Consider the following 24,782-nt stretch of genomic DNA (forward strand, 5'->3'; position numbering starts at 1 on the left):
ATTTACACCTCTTCTATTGCAAGTTTTAGAGGAAACTCTTCTGATTCTGATATCCTCATAGCCGTAGATAATTTTGATACTGCTATATCATAAGGATATATTCCAGCTATCCCTTTGCCTTTTTTATGGACATCTATCATTACTTTATTTGCTTCTTCTATGTTCTTGTTAAATATATCTATTAATATGCTAACCACAAACTCCATTGTTGTGAAATCATCATTATACATAACTACTTTATAATGCTTCGGTTTTTTTATTTTTATCTTGTTTTTTTCTGCTATTATTGTATTAGTCTCCATATTTCCTCCATTATTATAAATATTCATAATTTCTATATTACCACGTATTTATAATCTTTTTATATTTTTTATTATAATATTTTTTCTAATATAATAACCCCACTATTATACTATGGACCATTTTTTTTAGTATAATAATGGGATTATCTAGATATTTAGATCTTTTATATTTTTCATATACAGTTCTTCTTTATTATTTATTTCAGAGGCCTTAATATAACATTCTAAAGCTTTATTAAATTGATCATTAGCTTTATAGCTATCACCCATCTCATTCCATGTATAATCATCATCTGGATTTAGTATTAACAGTTTATTAAAGTATTCTATTGCTTCATAATATCTTTCTTGTCTATTCATCTCAAAGGCTATCTGTAATAATATACGGTTATCTTCTGGTTCTAAACTCTCAGCCTTAAACAGAAGTTCTTCAATTGATTTAAAATCTTCTAATGCTTTATAACATAAAGCAATCATAAAATAATTTTCTGCATCCATTATATCTAAAGCTTTTGCCTTTTCGAATAATCCTATAGCTTCTATATATTTTGCTTCTGTTATATATATAATTCCAAGTCCTGTGTATGCCCTTGAACAATTTTTATCTATTTCTAAGGCTTCTTGAAAGGCTATTTCTGCCATATCTGGTTCGTTTGTATCCTCCATGTATATCCACCCAAGAGTTGATTTCATTCCTGCTATTACTATGTTGTTTCCAGGATACTCTATAATATACTCTTTACACTTTTCAATTGCATCTTTGTATTTATCTTCTCTAATATCTAATTCTACTAAAAATTCTTTAGCTAACAATTGCTCTTCATCACTTTCTAAAACTTTTATAAACGCCTCTCTACTTTCTATATACATACCTAGCTCTAAAAAAGCTTCGCCTTTAACATTATAAGCATATACATAGTAGTCACTTCCACTTTCTAATGCTATATCAATGCATTCTAATGCTTTTTCATATTCTCCTAAAATTAAATATGTATGTCCTAAATATATTGCATAATCAGGATTCTCACTCTCTTTTAACCCATTCTCACAATAGGTTAATGCCTTTTCTGGATCTATTTCTAATATTTTATTAAATACTTCTTCTATATCATTATTTCCTAATGCTTGATTAATTATATTTTTCATAATATCTTTATTAATATTACTCATTAATTTACCCTCTTTTCCCATTTTCCTTTTCTTTGGCGGTCTCTAGTCCTTTATATACTATATCGTAGCCTTCATCTAATTCTAATGCTTTCTCATAACTATTTATTGCTTCTATATATTCTTCTTTATATAAATAATAGCTACCTAGTCCAACATAAGCAGTTCCACAATCTCTGTCTTTATTTAAAGATTCTTTAAATAATAGGAAAGCTTCTTCTTGTTTTTCTAAATATTTAAACATTATCCAGCCTTTTTTTGTTTCCATAAATGCAGTATCTTTATTATTTAGAGTTTTTGAATTTAATATTATATTTATTCTATTTATCCCATCTAGATATTTACCTTCAGCTATATCTATATCAACAATATATACAATTGCAAAAAAACTATTTTCTTTATTTTTTATAACTTCCTTAAACGCTGATCTGCTTTCTGTATATTTTTCTAAGTAAAACAAAGCTTCGCCTTTTAAACTATATGCAAAAACTTTATTTGTACAGTTTAACTCTATCCCTCTACTTATAGTTTGGGCTGCTTCTTCAAAATCTTCATTTGCCATTAATGCATCTCCAAGATATACAAGTATCTCTGCATTTTCACTATCTTCTAAGCTGTCTATGCAATACTTTAATCCCGCGTCTATATCCTCTTCCATAAGTTGTTCATATTTCGCTTTAAATACATCTATAAATTGCATAATAATCTCCTTAATTAATATAATGAAGTTTTTCTTGTCCTAATGTACTTTCAAAAAAATTAAATATTTAACTTAACTTTTTGAAATGCAATTTCCTTTTCAATGGACATACTATCTATATTTATTGATACCTTGTATATATTAGGACAATTTTCTTCTCTCCATAACCTCATATATTTTGCATTTGCAGTTAATGTATAATAGTATTTCTCATCAAAATCATCTGAAAACTCTAAGTATGATAAAATACTATTTTTATCTATTAGCAGGTTTTCTTTAGGTAGATTATTAAATATAGGTATAAAATATCTTAATGGAACTTCATAGTTATATATTCCAGTTAGTTTTTTACTATCCATTAAAGACCTTTTTAAAAATTTGTATATATTTAAATCCTTCTCCTTAATACCCAATTTCAATATAGGCTCTTTGTCATTATTTTTTTCTAATTTAACTTTTATCATTCGCTACTTCCTTACTTTAAAATATAATTATCCATTTATACTATTGTATTTTCTTATTAGTATGTTTAATTCAATTCTTATTCTAGTATAAATTCTTCATTAAAACCAGTACTTTTTACAGGGGCTTTACTATACTTATTATAAACTTTTTTAAAACTACTCCCATTTTTGCCAAATTTCATTCTTATATCCTAATGTAGCTAATTTCCCATTTCTAACAATTGGAGTCTTTATTAGTTTTGGATTATTTAATAAAATTTCTTCCTTTATTTCTATACTTCTAATCTTATCTAAATTTAGTTTAGTATAATCTTTCGATGAAATATTTATTAATGTATTTATAGGTACTGATACTTTAACTGAGTTTAATTCGCCTTTACTTAATCCCTTTATATCAATATCAATAAATTGATATTTTATACTTCTTTCCTTAAAGTATCTTTCTGCTTTTTTAGTATCAAAGCATTTTTTTCTTCCAAAAATTTGTATATTCATTTATTTCTCCTTTTTATGATTAATAGGGTTATTTTATCACAACTATTGTATTAATTAAATTATTTAAACATCATATTTTATAGAACTGAAAATTCTTATTATAGATACTCATAGAAAATAGTATCATATCTAAACTTTATAAATATATTATATATAACTACTGTTTTTTATAAAGGATGGTGCATTTTGTTTTATATTATAATGTTTATAAAATCTATTTTACTGGAATATATTTTAATTTTTTGTCATGAATTAATTCATTTAATTTGCTCGTTTTTCTTAGGCTTAAAAATAAGTTTTTTTCAGGTTATTCCTTTTACAATTTATAAAAAACCTAATGGTATAGGAGTAAATATTAAATCAGGATACGAACCAGGATTTACAGGAAGGCTTCATTTTAACTCTTGTAGGTTAACTTCTTCTTTAGAATATTCAAAACTTCTAAAAAAGCTTAGAATATTCCTTTGGGTGGGACCTATTTTTGATTTTACTGTTTTTATAGTTTTATTTATTTTAGGAGTATCCCTTAAGGATTCATTATATCTTACTATTACTGCCTTGATTCATTTAGGTGTTGCTTCAATGACATTTTTTAATAGCGACGGTAAATATAGCATAGGTTCTAAAGAGGATGCTAGAATAGCTTACGCACTTGTTAATGCATTCACTTTATGTGGTAATGGTGATGTTAACTATGAAACTAAAAGAATTATGACTGATAAGCATATAGAAATTAGTCAAAATATTGATTGGACGTTTTTTCAAGTTCATGATTTATGGAACTTTTTAAACAACCTATCCTTTTATACCTACTCCATTTGTAACTATTTAAACAATGATTTATTATCTCTTGATGATAAAACCGAATTTTTTATGGAAACTCTTATTACTGATTTCGATAAGATAAAAACTTTTGACTATAGACAGGTAACTAAAACTTCAAGTTCTATTTTACTATATTATATTTATAGAAAAATACAATATAAAAGTTTTATTCCAGATAAGCATGTAGTAATTGAAGCTCTTAAATATTGTAACTCAATTTATTATAGAACCCTTTATAATTATTATTTTAATGATGATAATTTCGATTTCACTTCTTGTAAGGCGTATCTTCTTACAGAAGATAATATGCCTATGTTCTGCCATAACTGTCCTGGATATAGTAAATTTTTTTATAAACTTGTGAAATTAAAAGACTAGTCTTATATTAAAATAGAGCAATTATATAACGTTGTTATATAATTGCTCTATTTTAATATAAATTTTTAATTTTAGCTATTTTCTATTAACAAATCCTTTGGGCTCTTAAACGGTACTAGCCCAATCATAATTTCACCTATAACTTGCTTTTTACAATCGAAAACTCCATAAACTCTACTATCAGCAGAGTTTTCTCTATTATCCCCCATTGCAAATATTTTATCTTTTGGTATAGTTATTTTACTAAAATCCTCATATTTTGTATTTTCTCCAAGCTTTGTATATTCCTCATCTAGTTCTTTATCATTTAATAGAATCTTATTATTTTTTATTTCGAATGTATCGCCTTCTATTGCAATCACCCTTTTAATTATAAAATTATTTTTCCCATTAAATGTATCAATAACTACTATATCTTTATACTCTGGACTTTTTTTCTTATAACTTCTACGGTTAAGTAAAAGAATATCTTTATCCTGAAGTGTATGTTCCATTGATTTCCCTTCTACTTTTGTTATTCTAATAAAACACATAACTATTCCACTTAAAATAAATGCTATAAAAATTATTTTGATATATTCAACTACCCCTTGAAGTACTTTATTTCTTTTATCTACCTTCATTTATTTTCCACCTTTTATTTTATTACCCTTTCTAACGGACACTCCTAATTATATTACATAATTTAACTATACAATCAATTTTTCACCTTGTCGACTTTTTATTTTACTTATACTATAGAAAATAACCTAATTATTATTATTTTTCTTTTATGTACTTATAAATTAGATTTTTTAAAATTATCTATAATCCATGGTTTTTTTATTTCTTCATTATTCGAGAAATCCATTCTTATTATTGTTATCTTATTATTTTTATCTACTTTAACTATTAACCCTTGACTTCCTTCATCTATATTATTTTCTTCAATATCAACGCCGCCTATTCCACCAGCTGTAATAACAGTATAATTGTTTTGATATATTCCTCTTTCATCATTAAGTGGAAAGTGAGAATGACCTGCAAATAAAATTACTTGTTTATATTCATTAAAAACTTCTTTCAAGTGGTTATTACCCCATATATCACTTCCATAAATAGTATCTTTAGGTGGTTGGTGTGTAAATATAAATATAGGTTTGCTCGGATTATCGTTTATAGACTTTTCTATTTCTTTTTTCGCAAAATCCAAACTTTTTTCTGAGTAATATCCATGTACCTCATCATTTTCTGTGCTTAATAAAATAAATGTGTATCCCTTTATTTTACGACTTGAATTTAGTTCTTCTTTAAGCTCATTTCTAAATCTATTTTTTGAATCTTCAATGTTTAACCCATTCCAGTAATCATGATTCCCCATTATTGTTATTCTTTTTTCATTGGATGAAACATTTCTAGAATAAATTTCATTAAGTAACTTATATTCTTCAATATATCCACTATTAGTGTAGTCTCCTGTAAATATGTACTTATCTATATTTGGTACTTTTTTATTAATAATAGAAAGAGCATTCTCTAATTTTTCACTTTTAGTTTTATCTTTTTCATTAATATGTACATCGGATAAAATTGCAAAAGCAAGATTTTCTTTCTCTTCACTTAAGTTTTCAGCATGTATATTGAAAAATGATACAAATAAAACAAAACAGCTACTAAAAAATAATATTTTCACTAATATCTTCTTCATAAAATCACCTTACCTTTAAGTTTTTCTATTATATTTTTTAGATTCCTTACCATACTAGTTTAACCATATAGAACTTTTCTATCCTATTTAACCCTATTATTCACTCACCTAATTTCATATTTTTTCATATCATTAATTCAAATATCATATACTTTATTAATAATAAAACTCTATAATTTCTTTATTGAGTTTTACAAAAATATTTAGGATGGTTTACATGTTATATAAATTAATTTATGAATATTTCAAGCTAAATACATTAAGTAGTTACTGCAAATGTGAATTTAATGCTAGAAAATTAATTAGTAATGAAGTTTTATTAGAAGATACGTTGGCTAATTTTATATTTAAAGATGAATGGTATAAAAAACTAAATAAGAAAATTAAACATCATCATTTTGATTTTTCTATAACTTCTATAGACAACCTTAGCAACTTATATCGTATTCATGTTAATCGTAACAGAGTATTTTCTTATAATATTAGTTCAAAAGTTTTCCATAAATCAAATAATGAAAAATTTATATTTCTCATTTCTCAGAAAAATAATAAATATTATATTAACACTGTGGTCTATAAAGAAGAAAACCCTACTTTTTATGAAACCTTATCAACTAGTAGCCTGGAAAACATTTCATCATCTAGAAATTCAGGAGAATATTTATGGAATCAACGTGTTAATAACTTAAATATTTTATATAACAGTTATACTATTTTAAAGAATTCTTTATCTTCTAATAATATTTCAAGTATTACTGAAATAAAAGATACTAGAAATAGTCAAACCCAATTATACAAATCAAACATCCAGATCCATTCAACTCTTATTAATGGTGAAAAGTTAATTAAATATGCCCGTACTTATGCCTTAAAGTATAATAAAAATTATACTAACTTCAATAATAGTGGTGGAGATTGTACCAATTTTGTATCTCAAGCTCTTAATTTTGCTGGTTTAAATCAAACTCATAATTGGAAGCCTTATACAGCTTCTTGGATAATGGTAATCCCCTTTAGAGATTATATTGTTAAAAATAATTTTGCAATTGAATTTCAGGAATTATGTCCAAATCCTATTGGAACTATTATTCAATTCTTTAGTCCTATTAAGGAACGATTTTCTCATACTGGAATTATAACCGACATGATGGATGACGGTGAATTACTTTATTGTTGCCATGATTATGACAAATTAGATTTTCCACTTAGTGAAACTTACCCTATCTTTTATAAACGCATTAGAAGTTTGCAAATCAAATAAGGTAGATAAAAAAAATATCAAATAAAAGGAGTATTTCTTATGCTAGATAATCAATCATTTATACCTTTACTATTATCAGTACTTGCTGGTTTATCTACTGTTATAGGTGCATTTATTGTATTTTTTTCAAAATCAGAAAATAAAAAACTTATTACTTTTTCACTAGCATTTTCTGCTGGGGTTATGATTACAATTTCTTTTACTGATTTATTTCCAATGGCTGAGACAACACTAAGTAAATATCATGGAAAGCCTACTGGCATATTTTTTTCTCTTATATTCTTAATTATTGGAGCATTTATAGCTATGCTTATAGATTTTTTTATTCCCGAACAAGATAAGCATGTAAACAGTTCTAAATCTTCAGATTCTAAACTTTATAGAGTAGGATTTGTATCTATGATTGCCCTTATGCTACATAATTTTCCTGAAGGTATTGCTACCTTTGTTTCAGCTTATGAAAATACAACTTTAGGTATTTATATAGCTATTGCTATTGCACTTCATAATATTCCAGAAGGTATCGCCATTGCTATGCCTATTTATTATTCTACAGGCAGTAAACTAAAAGCGTTTAAATATACCTTTTATTCAGGGATTGCAGAGCCGCTAGGTGCTTTTATAGCTTTCTTATTTTTAAAACCTTTTATTAACGATATTATTTTAAGTGTTATTTTTGCTATTGTTGCAGGTATTATGCTATATATATCTTTTGCTGAATTAATACCAGCTTCACGAAAATATGGATATCATAAAACTTATGTATTTTCAGTATTTCTAGGCATATGTATTATTCCAATTAGTCATATTTGGACTTAATCACAATACTTTTAATTAAAAATTTAAATACTTTATACATTGTTTATATTGCTCTACTTTTGTATAATAAATTTACAAGGTGCATTACGGTGCGTAATAAATTTTAGAGGTGATTAATTGTTTGGATATGTAACTCCCTTAAAACAAGAACTGAAAATAAAAGATTTTAATAGATTTAGAAGTTATTATTGCGGATTATGTTTTCATATAAAAAAAGATTTTGGTAACATTCCAAGGATGACTTTGAACTATGATATGACATTTTTGGCTCTTCTTTTAGATGGCTTGTCTTTAGACGAAGTTGAGTTTGACCTAAAAAGATGTGCTCCACATCCAACTAGTAAAAAGCCTGTAATTATTAATAATAAACCTTTAAGTTATGCAGCTGCCATGAATGTAGCTTTAGTTTATTATAAGATTTTAGATGATGTTCAAGATGACCACACCTTATATAGTAGGGTCCAATTGCTTACATTATCTCCATATAAAAAGAAGTTCGATAAATCTATAATTGAACTTAACAAACTAATTTCTATCAAATTAAAAGATTTAAGTGATTTAGAAAACAACCTGAGTTTTTCATCAATTGATGAAATATGCCATCCATTTAGTGAAATAGTGGCTAATATTCTTAAGTGCTATCCTCATAAATTAATAGATGATAGTGCAGAGCTTAGGGACAATCTTTATAATTTAGGATATACTTTAGGCAAATGGATTTATTTAATTGATGCTTTGGATGATTTAAAGGCGGATATGGAAAAGAAAAAATTTAATCCTATTAATTTTCTATATAATGATAAGAATTTATCTTACATTGAACTTAAAGAAAATATTAAAGAAAGAATTGAGTTTACCATATTAAATTGTTCATATAATTGTGTTGAGTATTTATCTAAACTACCAATACATAGAAATATTGATCTTTTAAATAATACACTAGAGCTTGGCATGATGGATAAATATATTAATGTATTAAATAATACTAATGAAAATAAAAGGAGTGACTTTAAAAATGAATCCACACGAAATATTAGGAATTAAACCCGGTGCTACTCAAGAGGAAATTAAATCAGCTTATAGAAAGCTTATAAAGCAATATCATCCAGATCAATATGGGGATAACCCGCTTCGTGAATTAGCTGATGAAAAAATGCGAGAAATTAATAGTGCCTATGATCAATTAACTAAAGGGAATGGTAAATCAAGCTCAAGCTATAGTAATTCATCTAATTCCACTGGCAATTCAAATGATACCTATGATTTAAGTGAAGTTAGAAGACTTATTCAAGGAAGACAATTCTCAGCTGCTGAAGCTAAACTTAATTCAATTAATAATAAAAATGCAGAATGGAATTTCCTTTATGGAGTAGTCTTAAGTAATAAGGGTTGGTATGATGGCGCTCTTAAGCATCTTCAAGCAGCAGTAAACATGGATCCAAACAACTTTGAATATAAGCAAGCCTTAAATTCAATAAATCAAAGAGGCCAATCTTATGGAGGGAACTTTTATAGACAAACAGGAAGAAATAATTCAAATAATTTAGATTGTTGTATAAATCTTTGGTGTCTTGATAGCCTTTGTGAATGTGCTGGTGGAGACTTAATTGGTTGCTGCTAATATTATAAATATATTGGAGGTTTAAATTTTGAAAGCTAAAGACTTAACTCTTGGTGGTATTTTAATAGCTCTTACACTAGTAATATTATATTCTAGTTCTATACTACCCATAAGTACACTTACAATTTTAACCTTAGCCTCTTGTTTAATTCCTATATGTATAATCCGTAGTTCTGTTAAAACAGGTTTTCTTGTTTATATTGGCTCTACAACTTTAGGATTCTTTATAATTCCTATTAATATAATTGTATATTATGGATTATTCTTTGGCGTTTATGGGATTATTAAATATTATATTGAAAGGCTAAGAAAATTATATCTTGAGATTATATTAAAACTTATAATATTTAATATAATTTTCATAATAAGTTTTACAGTGGCAACATTATTCTTAGGTAATGTTGTAATCAATATTCCTTTATGGCTACTATGGCTACTAGCTCAACCAACATTCATAGTATTTGATTATGCACTAACCCTTATTATTGGTTATTATTTAAATAGATTTCATAAGGTCATGTAAGAGAATGCCTAATTAAGATAAGCTGAAATAAGTGATTATATTTAACACTTATTTCAGCTTCTTTTAGGTATTAATTTAAGGGGCATTTTAATAAATAACAAGTCAGTATGCTAGCCTATTTTGCACCATACCTTGTCGACTGAACACGCTGATAGAATAATAGCAACAAGGTCTGCCTCCTTACTATTGCACAAAATATCCATCCCATCTTTAACTTATTATTTACTTTCACAGACCTAAGTTCTCCTTCTATATATTCTTATTTATAATACTATAATTTCCCAAACTTATTTGCTCATATTTTCTTTTTTGGGTTAATTATGTTATACTGATACTGACAACCTAAAACCAAAAATAAGTTGTCATCGTCTTTAAGGAGGTATGAATATGATAAAATTCGAAAATATAACTAAAAAAATTGGTTCAAAAACTATTTTAGAAAATATAAACTTAACTATAGAGAAAGGTTCTCTTATTGTTCTAATCGGATCTAGTGGATGTGGTAAAACCACTTCATTAAAAATGATAAATAAACTTATCGAGCCTACGTCTGGTGAAATTTATATAAATAATATGCCTATTTCTAAAATGAACACCATAGATCTTCGACGAGGAATTGGTTATGTTATTCAAAATACCGGCCTCTTCCCTCATATGACTATCAAAGAAAACATTTCTTTAATTCCTAAATTGAAGAATATTGAATCTAAAGAATCTATTGCTACCAAAACCAATGATCTATTAAATCTTGTTGGGCTTTGTCCTGAAGATTACTTAGATAAATATCCTAGTGAATTAAGTGGTGGACAACAACAAAGAGTTGGAGTTGCAAGAGCCTTTGCTAGTGATGCTGAAATAATTTTAATGGATGAGCCTTTTAGTGCTCTTGATCCTATAACACGTAGTTCTCTCCAAGAGGAACTTTTCTCATTGCAACAAGAGCTTCATAAAACAATAATATTTGTTACTCATGATATGGAAGAAGCTATAAAACTAGCTGATAAGATTTGTATTATGATTAATGGAACAATTGCACAGTTTGACACGCCTGAAAATATTCTTAAAAATCCAGCTAACGATTTTATTAAAGATTTTATTGGAACAAATAGAGTTTGGGACAACCCTGAATTTATAAAAGCTACTGATATTATGATTAAAACTCCTATTTCAGTTTCTTCTTCAAGAAATATCCTGCAAGCAATTGAAATTATGAGAACTAACAAGGTAGATAGTTTACTTATTGTTGATAAATCTAATATTTTAAAAGGACTTGTAACTTTAAAAGATATTAAGCGTAGTACTGCAAAAGAAACTAAACTCGAGGATATAATGGAGCATGATGTTATATCTGTTTATGAAGATGATAATATTTTAAAAATACTTGAGCTAATTAACGCTCATTCATTCGGCTATATTCCTGTTATAACAAGAGATAATCACCTAGCTGGACTTGTAACTAGAAGTAGTTTAATTTCTGTCTTAAGTGAACAATTCTTAGATATGGAGGATTCAAGTAATGAGTAATTTTTTTGAATTTGTAATAAATAGAAAAGAGGAAATTTCAAGTCTTTTTCTTCAACATATATATTTAACTTTCGGAGCTATTTTAGTTGCTATTTTAATAGGTATTCCAATAGGTATTTTGATAACTAAAATTAAATCACTTCAAAAACCTATTTCCGGTTTAATAAATATAATACAAGCTATTCCTTCTATGGCTCTTCTTGGATTATTAATTCCTATCCTTGGTATTGGAAGTGTTCCAGCTATTACTATGGTAGTTTTATACTCCTTACTACCAATTGTTAAGAATACTTATACAGGACTTACAAATATTGATCCTAATATACTTGAATCAGCTAAAGGTATGGGGCTTACTAGTAACCAAACCCTTAGACTAGTTCAAATGCCACTAGCTCTTCCACTAATCATGTCTGGTGTTAGAATATCTGCTGTTACCGCAGTTGGACTTATGACTCTTGCTGCATTTATAGGCGCTGGTGGACTTGGATACCTTGTTTATTCTGGAATACAAACTGTTAATAACAATATGATTTTAGCTGGAGCTATTCCATCTTGTATATTAGCTCTTTTAATAGATTTTCTTTTCGGAAAAATTGAAATTCTTATTACTCCAAGGGGATTAAATCCAACTAAGCGTAAATCTAAGTCAACTGTTTTAAAAGTTACTTTATTTATAATTTTGTTTGCTTTTATAGGTTCTTCACTCTTTGCTATTCTAAAACCAAAAACCGAAAAAATAGTTATTGGTGCTAGAAGCTTTTCTGAACAATTAATTTTAGGAAATATGTATGCGGAGTTAATCGAAGAACATACTGATTTGAATGTAGATAGAAAATTCAGTTTAGCCGGTAGTTCTGTTAGTATGGCTGCACTTTATGCTGGTGAAATTGACCTTGCTATTGAATATACAGGAAGTTTATATATTAATGTATTAAATCAAGAACCGTCTACTGATAGTAAAGTTGTTTATTCAAAATCAAAAGAACTTATGGAAAAAGAACGTAATGTGACTTTATTAGATCCTATAGGCTTTAATAACACCTATAGTCTTGCTATGAAACCTGAAGTTGCGGATAAATATGGGATAAATTCAATATCTGATTTAGCTAAAGTAAGTCCTGAATTAGTTTTTGGACCAACTTTAGAGTTTTTAAATAGAGTAGATGGATTTCCTAATTTATCTAAAGCTTACAATTTGAATTTCAAGAATTCTGTTGGAATAGATGGAGCGCTGCGTTATACTGCTCTTAATAGTGGTGAATCTGATGTTATAGATGCGTTTTCAACTGATGGGCTTTTAAAATCCTTTAATCTTAAGGTTTTAGAAGATGATTTAAATTTCTTTGCACCTTACGATGCAATCCCACTTGTACGAATGGAAACTCTTGAAAAATATCCTGAACTTAAAACCGTATTAAATATGCTATCTGGTACAATTAATGAACAAACTATGATTGACCTTAATTATAAAGTTGATGATCTTGGCGAGGATGCTTCAAATGTTGCTAAAGAATATCTTCGATCACAAGGTCTAATTGATAATTAAAAATAAATCCCGTGTTAAGATAATCTTAACACGGGATTTATTTTTAAAAATGACTAAAGAATGTAAAATAATTAATTTATTCCCCTTCCTCTTCTTTTACATACCAACCAATTCCATAAACTTCTGGATTTAACCCTATGGTACTTACAATTCTTTCACATATCACATCATCACTTCTTGATCCCATTACATTAACTTTTACCTTTACCGATCCATCTTCTTCATCATTGCTATCTAATCGCCTTAAAAATAGCTTTTCATCTTTTATCATAGTCATTATTAACTTTCTAACATTACCTTCTTGATTTTCAGAACATCTAATTTTAATTTCATATAAAAGTTCCTCTTCAATGTCCTCTTGTTTTAATCTATATAATTTTCTACCAAGTGGTCTTAAAATCAAATTAGATATTATAATCATTGATGCACCTATAATTGCAAATAAAATGTATCCGCCACTAGCTAGCACTCCAACAGATGCAGTGCACCAAAGAGTTGCTGCTGTATTTAACCCTTTAACATTTAAACCTTCTCTAAGTATTACTCCTCCACCTAGAAAACCTACCCCTGTAACTACTTGGGCTGCAACTCTTGTACGATCTCCAGTTCCATCTATTAATGAAAACATTACAAATAAACAAGATCCTACAGAAACAAGCACATTGGTATGTATCCCCGCTTTTCTTTGTCTATATTGTCTTTCCAGCCCAATCAGCATTCCTAATATACATGCTGTTAAAAGCCTCACTACAAAATCCCTTGTTGTCATATTTTATCACTCCTATTAATTATATATATCCTCATTTTAATAGTTTATATTCTAAAAACTTAATTATTCTATTTTAAATATTAACATTAATTTGTTAAAACTATTAGTTAATTTTATTAATTAATTTTTATTTTAGTCATTAAGGTGTCTTTATAATAATAGCAAGTTAATTTTTCCCTTTTAATTGCTCTATTTAGTATCTTTTTTCAATATTTACCTAATTAAATACTAAATATTAATAAAAAAATATTTTTTACCACCATATCCCTTTATTTTTTCTTCATTGTAGTTTAAAATTAATAATAAAACCTAATATATATTTATTTGCTTATTATAAATAGTTAAATTTATTTACATAATAAGTGATTCTTTAAATCTATGATTTAGTTTAGTTGAACTTACTCCTTTGAATGTATAGAAAAAGGAGTTTCCCATAATAAACTTTAATTTAACCTGCAGATAAATATAATTTTTTTATAAGAGAGGTAAAAATTATGACTAATGAAATTAATTCATCAAACTTTATAAGGAATATAGTTATTGAAGATTTAGAAAATAAAAAACACGACGGGATAATAACTCGTTTTCCCCCTGAACCAAATGGCTATCTTCACATAGGGCATGCAAAATCTATAGTTCTTAACTTTGGTTTAGCAAATGAATTTAAAGGTAAGGCTAACTTAAGATTTGACGATACAAATCCTACTAAGGAAGATACTGAATATGTTGAATCAATTAAAGATGATGTAAAATGGCTTGGATACAAATGGGATGAGCTTTTCTTTGCATCTAATTACTTTGATGTAATGTATGAAAAAGCAATACTTCTTATAAACAAAGGTTTAGCTTACGTTTGTGATTTAACACCTGAAGAAATGAAGGAATATAGAGGAACATTAACTACGCCTGGAAAAGAAAGTCCTTACAGAAATAGAAGCATAGAAGAAAATCTTGATTTACTCCATAAAATGAAAAAAGGTGAATTTAAAGATGGAGAGAAAGTTTTAAGAGCCAAGATTAATATGGCTTCTGCTAACATAAACATGAGAGATCCTATTATATATAGAATATCCCATGCGTCTCACCATAACACTGGTGACTCTTGGTGCATCTACCCTATGTATGACTTTGCTCACCCACTTGAAGACGCTATAGAAAACATTACTCATTCTGTTTGTACTTTAGAGTTTGAGGATCATAGACCTCTTTACGAATGGTTTGTACGCGAATGTGAAATGAATTCTACTCCAAGACAAATTGAATTTGCAAGATTAAATATTACAAATACAGTTATGAGTAAACGAAAGCTTAAAGAACTTGTTGATAACAATATAGTTGATGGATGGGATGATCCAAGAATGCCAACTATTGCAGGTCTTAGACGAAAAGGATATACTCCTGAGTCTATTAGAAACTTTTGCCTAGCAATTGGTGTTTCTAAAGCTTCATCAACTGTTGATAGTCAAATGCTTGACTTCTTTATAAGGGAAGATTTACAACCTAAAGCACCTTCTGCTATGGCTGTTATGAAACCATTAAAACTTGTAATAACTAATTATCCTGAAGGTCAAAGTGAAATGCTTCCAATAGAAAATAACGCTAAAGATGAATCTCAAGGATTAAGAGAAGTTTCATTTTCAAGAGAACTTTACATTGAAAGAGAAGATTTTATGGAAGTACCAGTTAAAAAGTACTTTAGACTATTCCCAGGAAACGAAGTTAGATTAAAAGGTGCTTATTTTGTTAAATGTAATGAGATTATTAAAGATGAAAATGGAGAAGTAACTGAAATCCACTGCACTTATGACATTGAAACTAAAAGTGGTTCAGGATTTACAGGACGAAAAGTTAAAGGAACAATCCATTGGGTTGATGCAAACAACTGTAAACCTGCTGAATTTAGGCTTTTCGAACCTTTAATATTAGATGATGCTCCTGAAAATGAAGGGAAACACTTCCTTGAACAAATAAATCCTAATTCACTTGAGGTATTAAATGGATTTATAGAAATTACGGCAGTTAAAAATGCTTCATTTGGAGATAAATATCAATTATTTAGACATGGCTTCTTTAATGTAGATAATAAATACACTACTGAAGATAAATTGTCCTTTAATAGAATTGTTTCATTAAAAAGTTCATTTAAACTTTAATTTATTTAAATATAACTACTAATGCATATTTAAATAAAAAACACCTAAGGAATACTATTTACGTAATCCTTAGGTGTTTATTTTATACCTATTTATAAAATGTCATTTTAAATTATATTTATCTATTTAAATAGCATTTATAATTCTATTCCTACTTTAGTATCTTCTATTATTTTTGGATTATTCTTTTTAATTAGGAATGTTCCAACTGCGGTTATAGCAAACCCTAAACTTAATACGATTATAAGAGAAAATACTGTTTCAAGGCTTTCTCCTAAAATTAATGATGCAATTGTTGAAACTGTATTATTAACCATATGCATTATAATAGCTGGCCATAATGATTTAGTTTTATAAGTTACATACCCAAATAATATTCCTAGCAGTGTTGCATATATGGCTTGCACAAGAATCATATGATAAACACCAAAAAGCACTCCTTGAATTATTATTACAGCGGGTATAGACATACTTTTACTTAATGTTTTATATATTATTCCTCTAAATAATAACTCTTCTGCAAAAGGCGCTACAATCCCAACTACTAATATTGTTAAAAATATATTGCTTTCCCCAATAAATGACATATTCTTCTCCAAAGCATAAAATGACCCTTTAAATAATCCTGCCTTACTAAGTAAACTAATAAATCCAATATTAAATAAGTACACAGAAACTCCAAGTAATAATGCTACCCAATAATTAGATGCCTTTGTTTTTTTAAATCTTAATTCTTCTGAAAGTTTCTTTTTTCTTAATTTGTATATTAGCATAAATATTAATATTGTAGTTATTGATGATGCTAATAAAATATAATTCATATTTCCCATTATTTGTTTAGCAATCATTACAGTTGTGTCTTCTTTTCCAGCTCCTGTTAATGAATCTGCTCCTTGTTTTACAGTATAGCTAACTGCGATTATTATTCCACCAATAATCGAAACAATAATTTGAACTGAAAACCCAATAGCCATGTACATTAGCGCTACTAAAAAACCTTTTATTTTACTTTTCATTCATACTCACCACCTTTACCTTAATATTACATTAATACATTGTTTTTGTAAACTCTCCTTAGTCTTTATAAAATAAAAATAACACTACCAACCTGTTATTTATTTTACAATCCTTTAATAAGCTACATACTTCTATTGTAATATTAAAAAGGAGGAGTCCTTCCTAATGATGTTAATAACCATTAGGAGAACCCCTCTATTAAATACTTAAATTGACATAAACTTTTTAAATCTATCTCTAACTTTTTCTTCACCCATAATTTGCATTATAGTATAAAGATCTGGCGTATTAGTTCTATGTGCTATTGAAGATCTTACTGCTCCTGCCACATCTGAAATCATTCCTTTATAAGCATCTGGATTTGCTTTAAACTCTTTTCTATTTGCACAATACCCAAGATTTATAGCTATTACCTTTAACTCCTCAAACCATTCTTCTGCATTTGTATTAAAATTATATTCTTTTGCATATGCTTCAATTATTGATTTTGCAGTTTCTAAAGTAACCCCTTTAGGTAATTCTACTTGCTCTGCAGTTTCTTTTTCAAATAACTCATCAAAGAAATAGAATGTTTTTTCTTTAACATCACTCCACTTTGCAAAATCTTTTCTTGGCTTTGGACCTTCTTTATCTATATTAAATACTTGTTTACTTAATTCTTCTTTACTTGTTACTAGTTCAAACATTTCTGCATCAAATTCTTTTGCCCAAGCTGTGTAATAATCATAAACCACTTCTGGTTTCATTTTACAAATTACATCTTTACTTACATCATTTAATTTAACCGTATCAAATAAAGCTCCACTTTTACTCATCTTATCTAAAGCTACAGAAAAATCATGATAATCTGTTAATGGATTTTCAACTCTCCATTCTTCAAATGTTGAATTAATAATATTTAATAAATATTCTATAACTGATACCATAGGGTATCCAACTTCCTTATAATAAGAAACAGCAGCTTCTGCATCTTTTCTCTTTGAAAGTTTTCTTTTTGACCCATTATCATTTTTCATTATTGTTGGAATATGAGCATATTCTGGTTTGTCTAATCCTAGTATTTCAAATAATTGAACATGTATTGGAAGTGAAGATAACCACTCTTCTCCTCTTATAACATGAGTTGTTCTCATTAAAGCATCATCAATTACATGTGCAAAGTGATATGTTGGAAGCCCATCACCCTTTATTATAACTATATCTTGATTACTTTCTGGGAAACTAATGTCTCCTTTTATTAAATCATGGAATTCTACTCTATTTTCAAAATTTCCTGGTGACTTTATTCTTATTATGTATTTTTCACCATTATTTATTTTTTCAATAGCTTCTTCTGGAGATAAATTTCTAAATTTAGCATATTCCCCATAATATCCTGTTGTTATTTTTTCTGCTATTTGTTTTTCTCTAAGTTCTGTTAACTCTTCTGGTGTACAGAAACATGGGTAAGCTAATCCTTTTTTAACTAAGTCTTTTGCAAAAGTTTTATAAATTTCTGATCTTTGACTTTGTCTATAAGGTCCATATGATCCTTTTTCTGTGTTATCTCCAGTAGTTCCTTCATTAAAGTTCATTCCAAAATTATGCATTGTATCTATTGTATCTTGTATTGCACCTGCAACCTCTCTTTTTTGATCAGTATCTTCTATTCTTAAGTAGAAGATACCCTTTGTTTGACTTGCAAGCCTTTCATTTATTAAGGCAGCAAATACTCCGCCAATATGTTGGAAACCAGTTGGACTTGGTGCATACCTTGTAACTACAGCACCTTCTTTTAATTCTCTTTTTGGATACTTTGCTATAAAGTATTCTGGTGTTTTATCAACACCTTTAAATAACATTTCTGATAATTTTTCTAAACTCATTTTTCCACCTATCCTTTTTGTAAGTCATTTTCAAATAAATAACAATCCATATTATAGAGTTTTATCAATTAAAAATGCTTGAAATATAAAAAAACCCTTCGTCCTAAAAAACCTTAGGACGAAAGATTACTTCCGCGTTACCACCTAAATTAATTAAACAGAAGTTTAATTCACTTATTTCTCTTTAAGGGAAGAACCCCATAAACCTACTCTACTAAATGTAATTTCCGGCATATAGCTCCAGAGTTTCTTTCTATAATGTTATTTTCTAGGCTTTCACCTTCCCTAGATCTCTTAAAAATAACTACTTATATACTTTTCTCTTTCAATGCTTAATATTTATTTATATTTTTTCCTAAATACATTCTAATTATACCTTTGTAATTAATTCTTGTAAATACTTTAATAGTATTTATTATCTATATATATCTATCTTTAAAATACCTAATTTTATCTTCTTCAGTTATTTTTCTAATTACTTTGCATGGGTTGCCTGCAGCGATAACATTAGCTGGTATATCCTTAGTTACTACACTTCCAGATCCTATTACTGTATTTTCTCCAATAGTTATATTTGCATTTATAGTAGTACCTCCCCCTATCCACACATTATCCTCTATAGTTATAGGAAATCCATACTCTAGGTCCATACTTCTAAGTGTTGGATGTACAGGGTGTCCTGCTCCAAATATATTTACATTAGGCCCCATCATTACATTATCTCCAATTGTAACAACACAACAATCTAATATAGTCAAATTGTAATTAGCATAGGAATTTGCTCCCCAAAAGATATTATATCCATAAGCACATTGAAAAGGTGACTCAATAAAGAATTTTTCACCAGTTTTCCCGAATAAACCTTTTAATATTTCATATCTTTTTTCTACTTCACTAGGTCTAAGATTATTAAAGTCAAACAATACCTCTTTTGCATGTTGACGTTCTTTTAATAATTCATCTCCACATGATGAGTAAAGTTCCCCATCTAACATTTTTTGCTTTTCTGATTTCATATTAAAGTCCTCCATTTTTTTAATTTACCGATAAGCTACCTATTCCAATACTTAAATCAAATTCATAGGTGTTTTCTCCGGATGTACTTGCATTAATCTTTGCATCACCTAAACCTGATGATGTTTTTATTCTTACAGGTGATTTATCAGGTATATATATATCAGTTTCTCCAACTCCACCCTCATAAGCTAAATCTCCACCTACTTCTGACATTCTAAGAGTAAGATTACCTACACCTCCGCTTATTTTAATATTGCCGCATTTTTCTTTTAAATCTATATCTGTATTTCCAACTCCTTGTTCTAAATCTAATGATGAAAAGACTATATTTTTCATATCTAAATTACCAGCTCCACCTTCAACATCTAATTCACTTACATTTATTCCTTTAACTGTAACGTTTCCAGCTCCATATTCTAAAGATAGCTTATCTATATAACTGCTTGGAATACCTATTGTGACTTTTCTATCTTTAAATGTATTTTTCCCATTAATCCAACCTGAATTATATTTCTTTTCTTCAATTACTATAGTATTTCCTCTTTTTTCAACTATAGTTTTCTCTGCTAAATTACTTTGTCCTAGAAAATCTACCTTTACATCATTACCTTCTATTTCATTAATAATTATATTTGCTGCACCTATAGAAATATCTATATTTTCTATATTGTCAATTGAAATAGATTGATTTACCACTTCTTCATTATTATTTTCATTTCTTGATTCTACTCCAAATTTTATATTACACGATGTTAAAGCTAATGCTAAAACACCTATTATAACTGCCATTATTGTTAATTTAATTTTCATTTTTAACACCCCTATTTAATTTATAATATGTCTATTTTTTTATCAATATACTTTCCAGCGATAATTTGAAGTGCTAGTACTGTTAGAATACCTAGAATCGATGATATTACATCTATTTCTATTATATTACTATTTCCTATAGTTATATAAACATATGGCATAATACTTAATATAATTGAAGTTATAAAATCATATATTAAACTTCCAATACTAAAAATAATAATAATTGCAATTATTGATAGGAATTTATTTCGAATATATGATGAAAATATTCCTATTAGTGCAGTAATTATTAAGTATGCTGTTATAAGCCCCATAATAACCGTAACACTTGCTTGTAATATACCACTGTTTATTTCCCCAATATTTATTAAATTCACTATTAATGCTATTATTATAACTATTAAATTTGCAGATACTAATCCTAATAGATGTCCTACTATAAATTCAATACCTTTAATTGGCGTTAAAAATAATAAATACCCATAGTCTTTAGAAATTTGTTTTGAAAATAAAATTATATAAGATATAAAATTCATTGTAGCAATTGTAGATACTATTGCTAGTACATCCCATCCTCCAGTAAATTGTGATAAAAATTTACCACTAACTAATCCTACTAATAGTATTAAGAATTCTATAAAATATAAAATTTTTAAAGATTTAAAACTATACTTCATTATATTTAATATATTTTTCATACACATCACCTATTCTGCAAATACCTTTCTATATATTTCGTCTATGGATGCTCCATATTTTTCCCGAAGATCCTCAGCATCACCTTTTTCAATTATGGATCCTTCACCTATAAATATTACTTTATCAAAAAGTTTCTCAAGTTCTCCTACATAATGGGTTGTTATTATCATTGATGTATCTTCATCTAAATTATTTATAATTGTATCAACTATTTTATCTCTACTTATTGTATCTACTCCCGATATTGGTTCATCTAATATATATAATTTACTCTTTCTACTTAAAGTTAAAGTAAGTCCTAATTTTTCTAACATACCTTTAGATAAGGTTTTTATCTTTGCTTTTTTATCTAATTTCATAAATTTAAGTAATTCACTTAGTTTAACTTCATCAAAATCATTAAAAAAGTCTTTATAAAAACAAGCTGCATCCTCTACAGTCATCCACTTATATAAATAATCCTTTTCTTGAAGATATGACACTATTTTCTTAGTTTCATATCCAACTAAAATTCCATCTACTTTTATTTCTCCCATGGTTGGTTTGTATAGCCCTGCAATTAAGTTTAATAAAGTTGTTTTCCCCTGACCATTTGGACCTAAAATGCCAAGAACTTTTCCACGCTCTAAGCTTAATGTTATATCATTTAATACATTTTTTCCTCCTAATCTTTTTACTAGGTTATTAATTTCTAAAACCTTACCCATCTTTTATACCTCCTCATACATCGACTTAATTAGTTCTACTATTTCTTCTTTAGAAAATCCAAGAACCTTACTTTTTAAAATAAAGTCTTTAAGTAGATCTGTTGACGCTTGCTTTCTTAGTACTTTTATATTTTCTACATCTTCAGTTACGAATTTACCTATTCCTCTTTGGGTACTAATTAGTCCCTCATTCTCAAGTTCTGAATAAACTCTTAAAATAGTATTTGGATTAACCTTAAGCTCACTTGCATAATCTCTTACAGACAACAATCTCTCCCCCTCTTTTAATTCACCTGAAACAATCCTCATTTTCATAAACCTCTTTATTTGTATATATATAGGTTCCTTTGAATTTAATTCGAATTCCATACTTATACACCTCATCTTCATCAGTTTTGCTGTCTTAATAGTATAATACACCTATGTCAAGCGAATTGTTAATTGCATTTTAAGCATTTAATATAAATTATATTATTGTACCTATTATTATCTTCCATTTACTCAATATTCCTTAACTTTATAATTATTTTTCTAAAAAGCATTTACAACAGCTTCAAATAGTGTTATTATTTACCTAATAAGTATTTAAAAGGAGGTAGGGTTTAATGATAAATTATTATAAATTTACTAAAAGCATCTATATTAATTCAAAATTTAATATAATCATTGGTAACTCTACGTCAAGTATAGTAAAGACTGTACTACTTTAAACTAAAAAAATAAAATAGTTTAATTTTCCGTGAGTTATTATTACTCATGGATTTTTTATATTTATTTTTAATAATGATATTAAAGCCATGGACTTGAACTGTCCCCTGTCAAGTAGACAGTGTAAATAATAAAAAATTATGATGCTAAGGTATGACTTCGATATTCGATCGGAGTCATGCCTTTTAGCTTTTTCTGTAGCCTCTTTGTATTATAAAAATCTATGTATTCATCAATAGCTGCTTCAAGTTCCTCATATGAATCAAATTTTCTTAGGTAATACATTTCAACTTTAAGTATGCCCCAAAAGCCTTCCATAGGACCGTTATCAATACAGCGACTAACTCTAGACATGCTCTGTGTTGCTTCAAATTTATCTAATTTATTTTTGAACGTTCTATTTGTATATTGAAAACCACGATCACTATGAAAAATTGGCTTTGCAGTTGGGTTCGTATCGATAGCTTGGTCTAATGTATCAAACACAAGTATATTGTTGTTTGAATGACCTAATACATAGGAAATAATACTGTTATCACCTAAATCTAGTATTGCACTTAAGTAAGCTTTTTTTCCAGTTGTTAGTTTAAATTCTGTTACGTCAGTTAACCATTTTTCATTTGGTCTTTCAGCTGTAAATTCTCGATTCAACACATTTTCAGCAGTAATTTGAGGTGTGCTTTGAATATAATTTTTTCTTTTTCTACGAATGACTGACGATAACTTTATAGATTTCATAAGTCTATAAATACGCTTATGATTGTATTGTGAATTAAGTCTTCTATTAATATTTAATGTTATACGACGGTATCCATAAATACCTTTAACTTCTAAATAAACTTTAATAATTTCATCTAAAACAATAGCATTTTCTCTATCTCTCAACGTTTCTGGTCTATTAAGCCATTTATAATAAGATGCTCGTGCAATTTTTGCATACTTACACAATTCAGAAATTGAGTAACCAATCGTATGTAACTCTTTTATTGCTATGTATTTATTCTTTTGAGAACTGTTAGATGTATCTACCTCCTTTCTATCTCCTTTAATTTTTTTAGAAAATCATTCTCCATTTTCAAACGCCTATTTTCAGATTCTAAAAGTTTTAACTGTTTTTCAGAATCATTTAATTCTTCGAGTGTTTTATGTTTTCCGCGTCTATCGACTAGCTCGTCGAAATCGTTTTTTTCATATTTCTTTACCCAACAATAAACCTGTTGATAAGAAACTTTATATTCATTAGAGGTTAATTTGTAATCGTTAGCATTAGCGATACAGAATGTAACAATTTCCATTCTCTCTTCATAAGTAGTTTTTCTTCCAGTGTTCATAATAGCAGCTCCTTTAGTAGCACAAGATGTAATTGTCTTATCACTATTATACTGCTTTATCCATTGTTGAAGAACACTATGTGATGAAATATTATGACGAATACAAATTTCTCTTAAAGAACCTTTTGCGTTAAGAAAGTCTGCTATTGCTTGTATCTTAATTTCAGGAGGGTAATATGTGTTTCTACTTTCAGTAATTAACCCTTGTGGTCCTAATATTTTATATTTACGTACCCATGCATCAACTGTACATGGATTAACTTCTAATCGATAGGCTATCTGTGCTAAACTATTTTCACCTGTTAAATACTCTTCAACAACTTGTATTTTAATTTCAGATGATGCTTTTGATTTTCGTCCCATAATAAAATGCCCCCTTTATAAAAACAGT

Annotated in this window: 26 protein-coding genes and 1 other annotated feature; of the genes, 9 read left to right on the top strand and 17 right to left on the bottom strand. The window is 27.8% G+C overall.

Annotation, left to right across the window (positions count from 1 at the left end):
* Positions 1-2: 2 nt before the first annotated feature.
* The 5 genes from J1C67_RS15395 to J1C67_RS15415 all read right to left on the bottom strand — a co-directional run bounded on the left by J1C67_RS15395 (position 3) and on the right by J1C67_RS15415 (position 3,128).
* Complete coding sequence (locus J1C67_RS15395; protein ID WP_089966088.1) at positions 3-302, bottom strand: ATP-dependent Clp protease adaptor ClpS; 300 nt, start codon at positions 300-302, stop codon at positions 3-5.
* A 147-nt stretch (positions 303-449) separates the two neighbouring features.
* Entirely contained in the window at positions 450-1,472 is a 1,023-nt protein-coding gene (locus tag J1C67_RS15400; protein ID WP_167865101.1) for a tetratricopeptide repeat protein, read from the bottom strand.
* 4 nt (positions 1,473-1,476) lie between these two features.
* Positions 1,477-2,169, bottom strand: coding sequence for a tetratricopeptide repeat protein (locus tag J1C67_RS15405; RefSeq protein WP_167865102.1), 693 nt, complete (start codon positions 2,167-2,169; stop codon positions 1,477-1,479).
* Between the two features lie 59 nt (positions 2,170-2,228).
* On the bottom strand, positions 2,229-2,633 hold the full coding sequence (locus tag J1C67_RS15410; RefSeq protein WP_089966094.1) for a hypothetical protein: 405 nt from the start codon (positions 2,631-2,633) through the stop codon (positions 2,229-2,231).
* 156 nt (positions 2,634-2,789) lie between these two features.
* On the bottom strand, positions 2,790-3,128 hold the full coding sequence (locus tag J1C67_RS15415; RefSeq protein ID WP_089966096.1) for an arsenate reductase family protein: 339 nt from the start codon (positions 3,126-3,128) through the stop codon (positions 2,790-2,792).
* 186 nt (positions 3,129-3,314) lie between these two features.
* Here J1C67_RS15415 and J1C67_RS15420 point away from each other — a divergent pair, with 186 nt between their 5' ends.
* Positions 3,315-4,331, top strand: coding sequence for a zinc metalloprotease (locus J1C67_RS15420; RefSeq protein ID WP_167865103.1), 1,017 nt, complete (start codon positions 3,315-3,317; stop codon positions 4,329-4,331).
* Between the two features lie 71 nt (positions 4,332-4,402).
* On the opposite strand, the gene lepB is transcribed toward J1C67_RS15420, so the two are convergent.
* Together lepB and J1C67_RS15430 are read right to left on the bottom strand one after the other, a co-directional pair.
* Positions 4,403-4,954: a signal peptidase I gene (gene lepB / locus J1C67_RS15425; protein ID WP_167865104.1), complete on the bottom strand. Its 552-nt coding sequence runs from the start codon at positions 4,952-4,954 to the stop codon at positions 4,403-4,405.
* Positions 4,955-5,109: 155 nt separating this feature from the next.
* The gene (locus tag J1C67_RS15430; RefSeq protein ID WP_167865105.1) at positions 5,110-6,018 is read right to left on the bottom strand and encodes a metallophosphoesterase family protein; all 909 of its coding nucleotides are present in this window, start codon (positions 6,016-6,018) and stop codon (positions 5,110-5,112) included.
* 217 nt (positions 6,019-6,235) lie between these two features.
* Between J1C67_RS15430 and J1C67_RS15435 the strand changes: the two genes are divergently transcribed.
* The 7 genes from J1C67_RS15435 to J1C67_RS15465 all read left to right on the top strand — a co-directional run bounded on the left by J1C67_RS15435 (position 6,236) and on the right by J1C67_RS15465 (position 13,312).
* A complete protein-coding gene (locus J1C67_RS15435; RefSeq protein WP_167865106.1) occupies positions 6,236-7,279 on the top strand; it encodes an amidase domain-containing protein in 1,044 nt (347 codons plus the stop codon).
* 39 nt (positions 7,280-7,318) lie between these two features.
* Positions 7,319-8,098: a zinc transporter ZupT gene (gene zupT / locus J1C67_RS15440; protein WP_167865107.1), complete on the top strand. Its 780-nt coding sequence runs from the start codon at positions 7,319-7,321 to the stop codon at positions 8,096-8,098.
* A gap of 117 nt (positions 8,099-8,215) precedes the next feature.
* Positions 8,216-9,142, top strand: a complete 927-nt coding sequence (locus J1C67_RS15445) for a DUF5685 family protein (protein ID WP_167865108.1) — start codon at positions 8,216-8,218, stop codon at positions 9,140-9,142.
* On the top strand, positions 9,114-9,719 hold the full coding sequence (locus J1C67_RS15450; RefSeq protein ID WP_089966110.1) for a J domain-containing protein: 606 nt from the start codon (positions 9,114-9,116) through the stop codon (positions 9,717-9,719). Before J1C67_RS15445 ends, J1C67_RS15450 begins: the two co-directional genes overlap by 29 nt.
* Before the next feature lie 28 nt (positions 9,720-9,747).
* A complete protein-coding gene (locus J1C67_RS15455) occupies positions 9,748-10,242 on the top strand; it encodes a hypothetical protein (RefSeq protein ID WP_167865109.1) in 495 nt (164 codons plus the stop codon).
* 387 nt (positions 10,243-10,629) lie between these two features.
* Positions 10,630-11,766, top strand: coding sequence for a betaine/proline/choline family ABC transporter ATP-binding protein (locus J1C67_RS15460; protein ID WP_089966114.1), 1,137 nt, complete (start codon positions 10,630-10,632; stop codon positions 11,764-11,766).
* Positions 11,759-13,312: an ABC transporter permease/substrate-binding protein gene (locus J1C67_RS15465; RefSeq protein ID WP_167865110.1), complete on the top strand. Its 1,554-nt coding sequence runs from the start codon at positions 11,759-11,761 to the stop codon at positions 13,310-13,312. Before J1C67_RS15460 ends, J1C67_RS15465 begins: the two co-directional genes overlap by 8 nt.
* Before the next feature lie 76 nt (positions 13,313-13,388).
* On the opposite strand, the gene J1C67_RS15470 is transcribed toward J1C67_RS15465, so the two are convergent.
* Positions 13,389-14,081 carry an MgtC/SapB family protein gene (locus J1C67_RS15470; RefSeq protein ID WP_089966118.1) on the bottom strand — a complete coding sequence of 231 codons (693 nt, stop codon included), beginning with the start codon at positions 14,079-14,081 and terminating at the stop codon, positions 13,389-13,391.
* Positions 14,082-14,575: 494 nt separating this feature from the next.
* Between J1C67_RS15470 and J1C67_RS15475 the strand changes: the two genes are divergently transcribed.
* Positions 14,576-16,234: a glutamine--tRNA ligase/YqeY domain fusion protein gene (locus J1C67_RS15475; RefSeq protein ID WP_089966119.1), complete on the top strand. Its 1,659-nt coding sequence runs from the start codon at positions 14,576-14,578 to the stop codon at positions 16,232-16,234.
* Positions 16,235-16,371: 137 nt separating this feature from the next.
* Here the strand turns inward: J1C67_RS15475 and J1C67_RS15480 are convergent, their stop codons facing one another.
* From J1C67_RS15480 to J1C67_RS15520, 9 genes are all read right to left on the bottom strand, one after another.
* Positions 16,372-17,250 (bottom strand): CPBP family intramembrane glutamic endopeptidase, encoded by an 879-nt coding sequence (locus tag J1C67_RS15480; protein WP_167865111.1) that lies wholly within the window; start codon positions 17,248-17,250, stop codon positions 16,372-16,374.
* Between the two features lie 207 nt (positions 17,251-17,457).
* Entirely contained in the window at positions 17,458-19,116 is a 1,659-nt protein-coding gene (gene gltX, locus J1C67_RS15485; RefSeq protein WP_167865112.1) for a glutamate--tRNA ligase, read from the bottom strand.
* A 111-nt stretch (positions 19,117-19,227) separates the two neighbouring features.
* Positions 19,228-19,454, bottom strand: a binding site (T-box leader).
* An 81-nt stretch (positions 19,455-19,535) separates the two neighbouring features.
* Positions 19,536-20,132 (bottom strand): sugar O-acetyltransferase, encoded by a 597-nt coding sequence (locus J1C67_RS15490; protein ID WP_167865113.1) that lies wholly within the window; start codon positions 20,130-20,132, stop codon positions 19,536-19,538.
* A 19-nt stretch (positions 20,133-20,151) separates the two neighbouring features.
* Positions 20,152-20,943: a DUF4097 family beta strand repeat-containing protein gene (locus J1C67_RS15495; RefSeq protein ID WP_167865114.1), complete on the bottom strand. Its 792-nt coding sequence runs from the start codon at positions 20,941-20,943 to the stop codon at positions 20,152-20,154.
* 20 nt (positions 20,944-20,963) lie between these two features.
* The gene (locus J1C67_RS15500; protein WP_167865115.1) at positions 20,964-21,644 is read right to left on the bottom strand and encodes a hypothetical protein; all 681 of its coding nucleotides are present in this window, start codon (positions 21,642-21,644) and stop codon (positions 20,964-20,966) included.
* Positions 21,645-21,653: 9 nt separating this feature from the next.
* Entirely contained in the window at positions 21,654-22,352 is a 699-nt protein-coding gene (locus J1C67_RS15505) for an ABC transporter ATP-binding protein (protein WP_167865116.1), read from the bottom strand.
* A gap of 3 nt (positions 22,353-22,355) precedes the next feature.
* A complete protein-coding gene (locus J1C67_RS15510; RefSeq protein ID WP_167865117.1) occupies positions 22,356-22,721 on the bottom strand; it encodes a GntR family transcriptional regulator in 366 nt (121 codons plus the stop codon).
* 477 nt (positions 22,722-23,198) lie between these two features.
* Positions 23,199-24,110, bottom strand: a complete 912-nt coding sequence (locus J1C67_RS15515; protein WP_167865325.1) for an IS3 family transposase — start codon at positions 24,108-24,110, stop codon at positions 23,199-23,201.
* On the bottom strand, positions 24,086-24,754 hold the full coding sequence (locus J1C67_RS15520) for a helix-turn-helix domain-containing protein (protein ID WP_167865118.1): 669 nt from the start codon (positions 24,752-24,754) through the stop codon (positions 24,086-24,088). Before J1C67_RS15520 ends, J1C67_RS15515 begins: the two co-directional genes overlap by 25 nt.
* Positions 24,755-24,782: the final 28 nt, after the last annotated feature.

The organism is Clostridium gasigenes, from assembly GCF_017348895.1.
Classification (GTDB): domain Bacteria; phylum Bacillota; class Clostridia; order Clostridiales; family Clostridiaceae; genus Clostridium; species Clostridium gasigenes.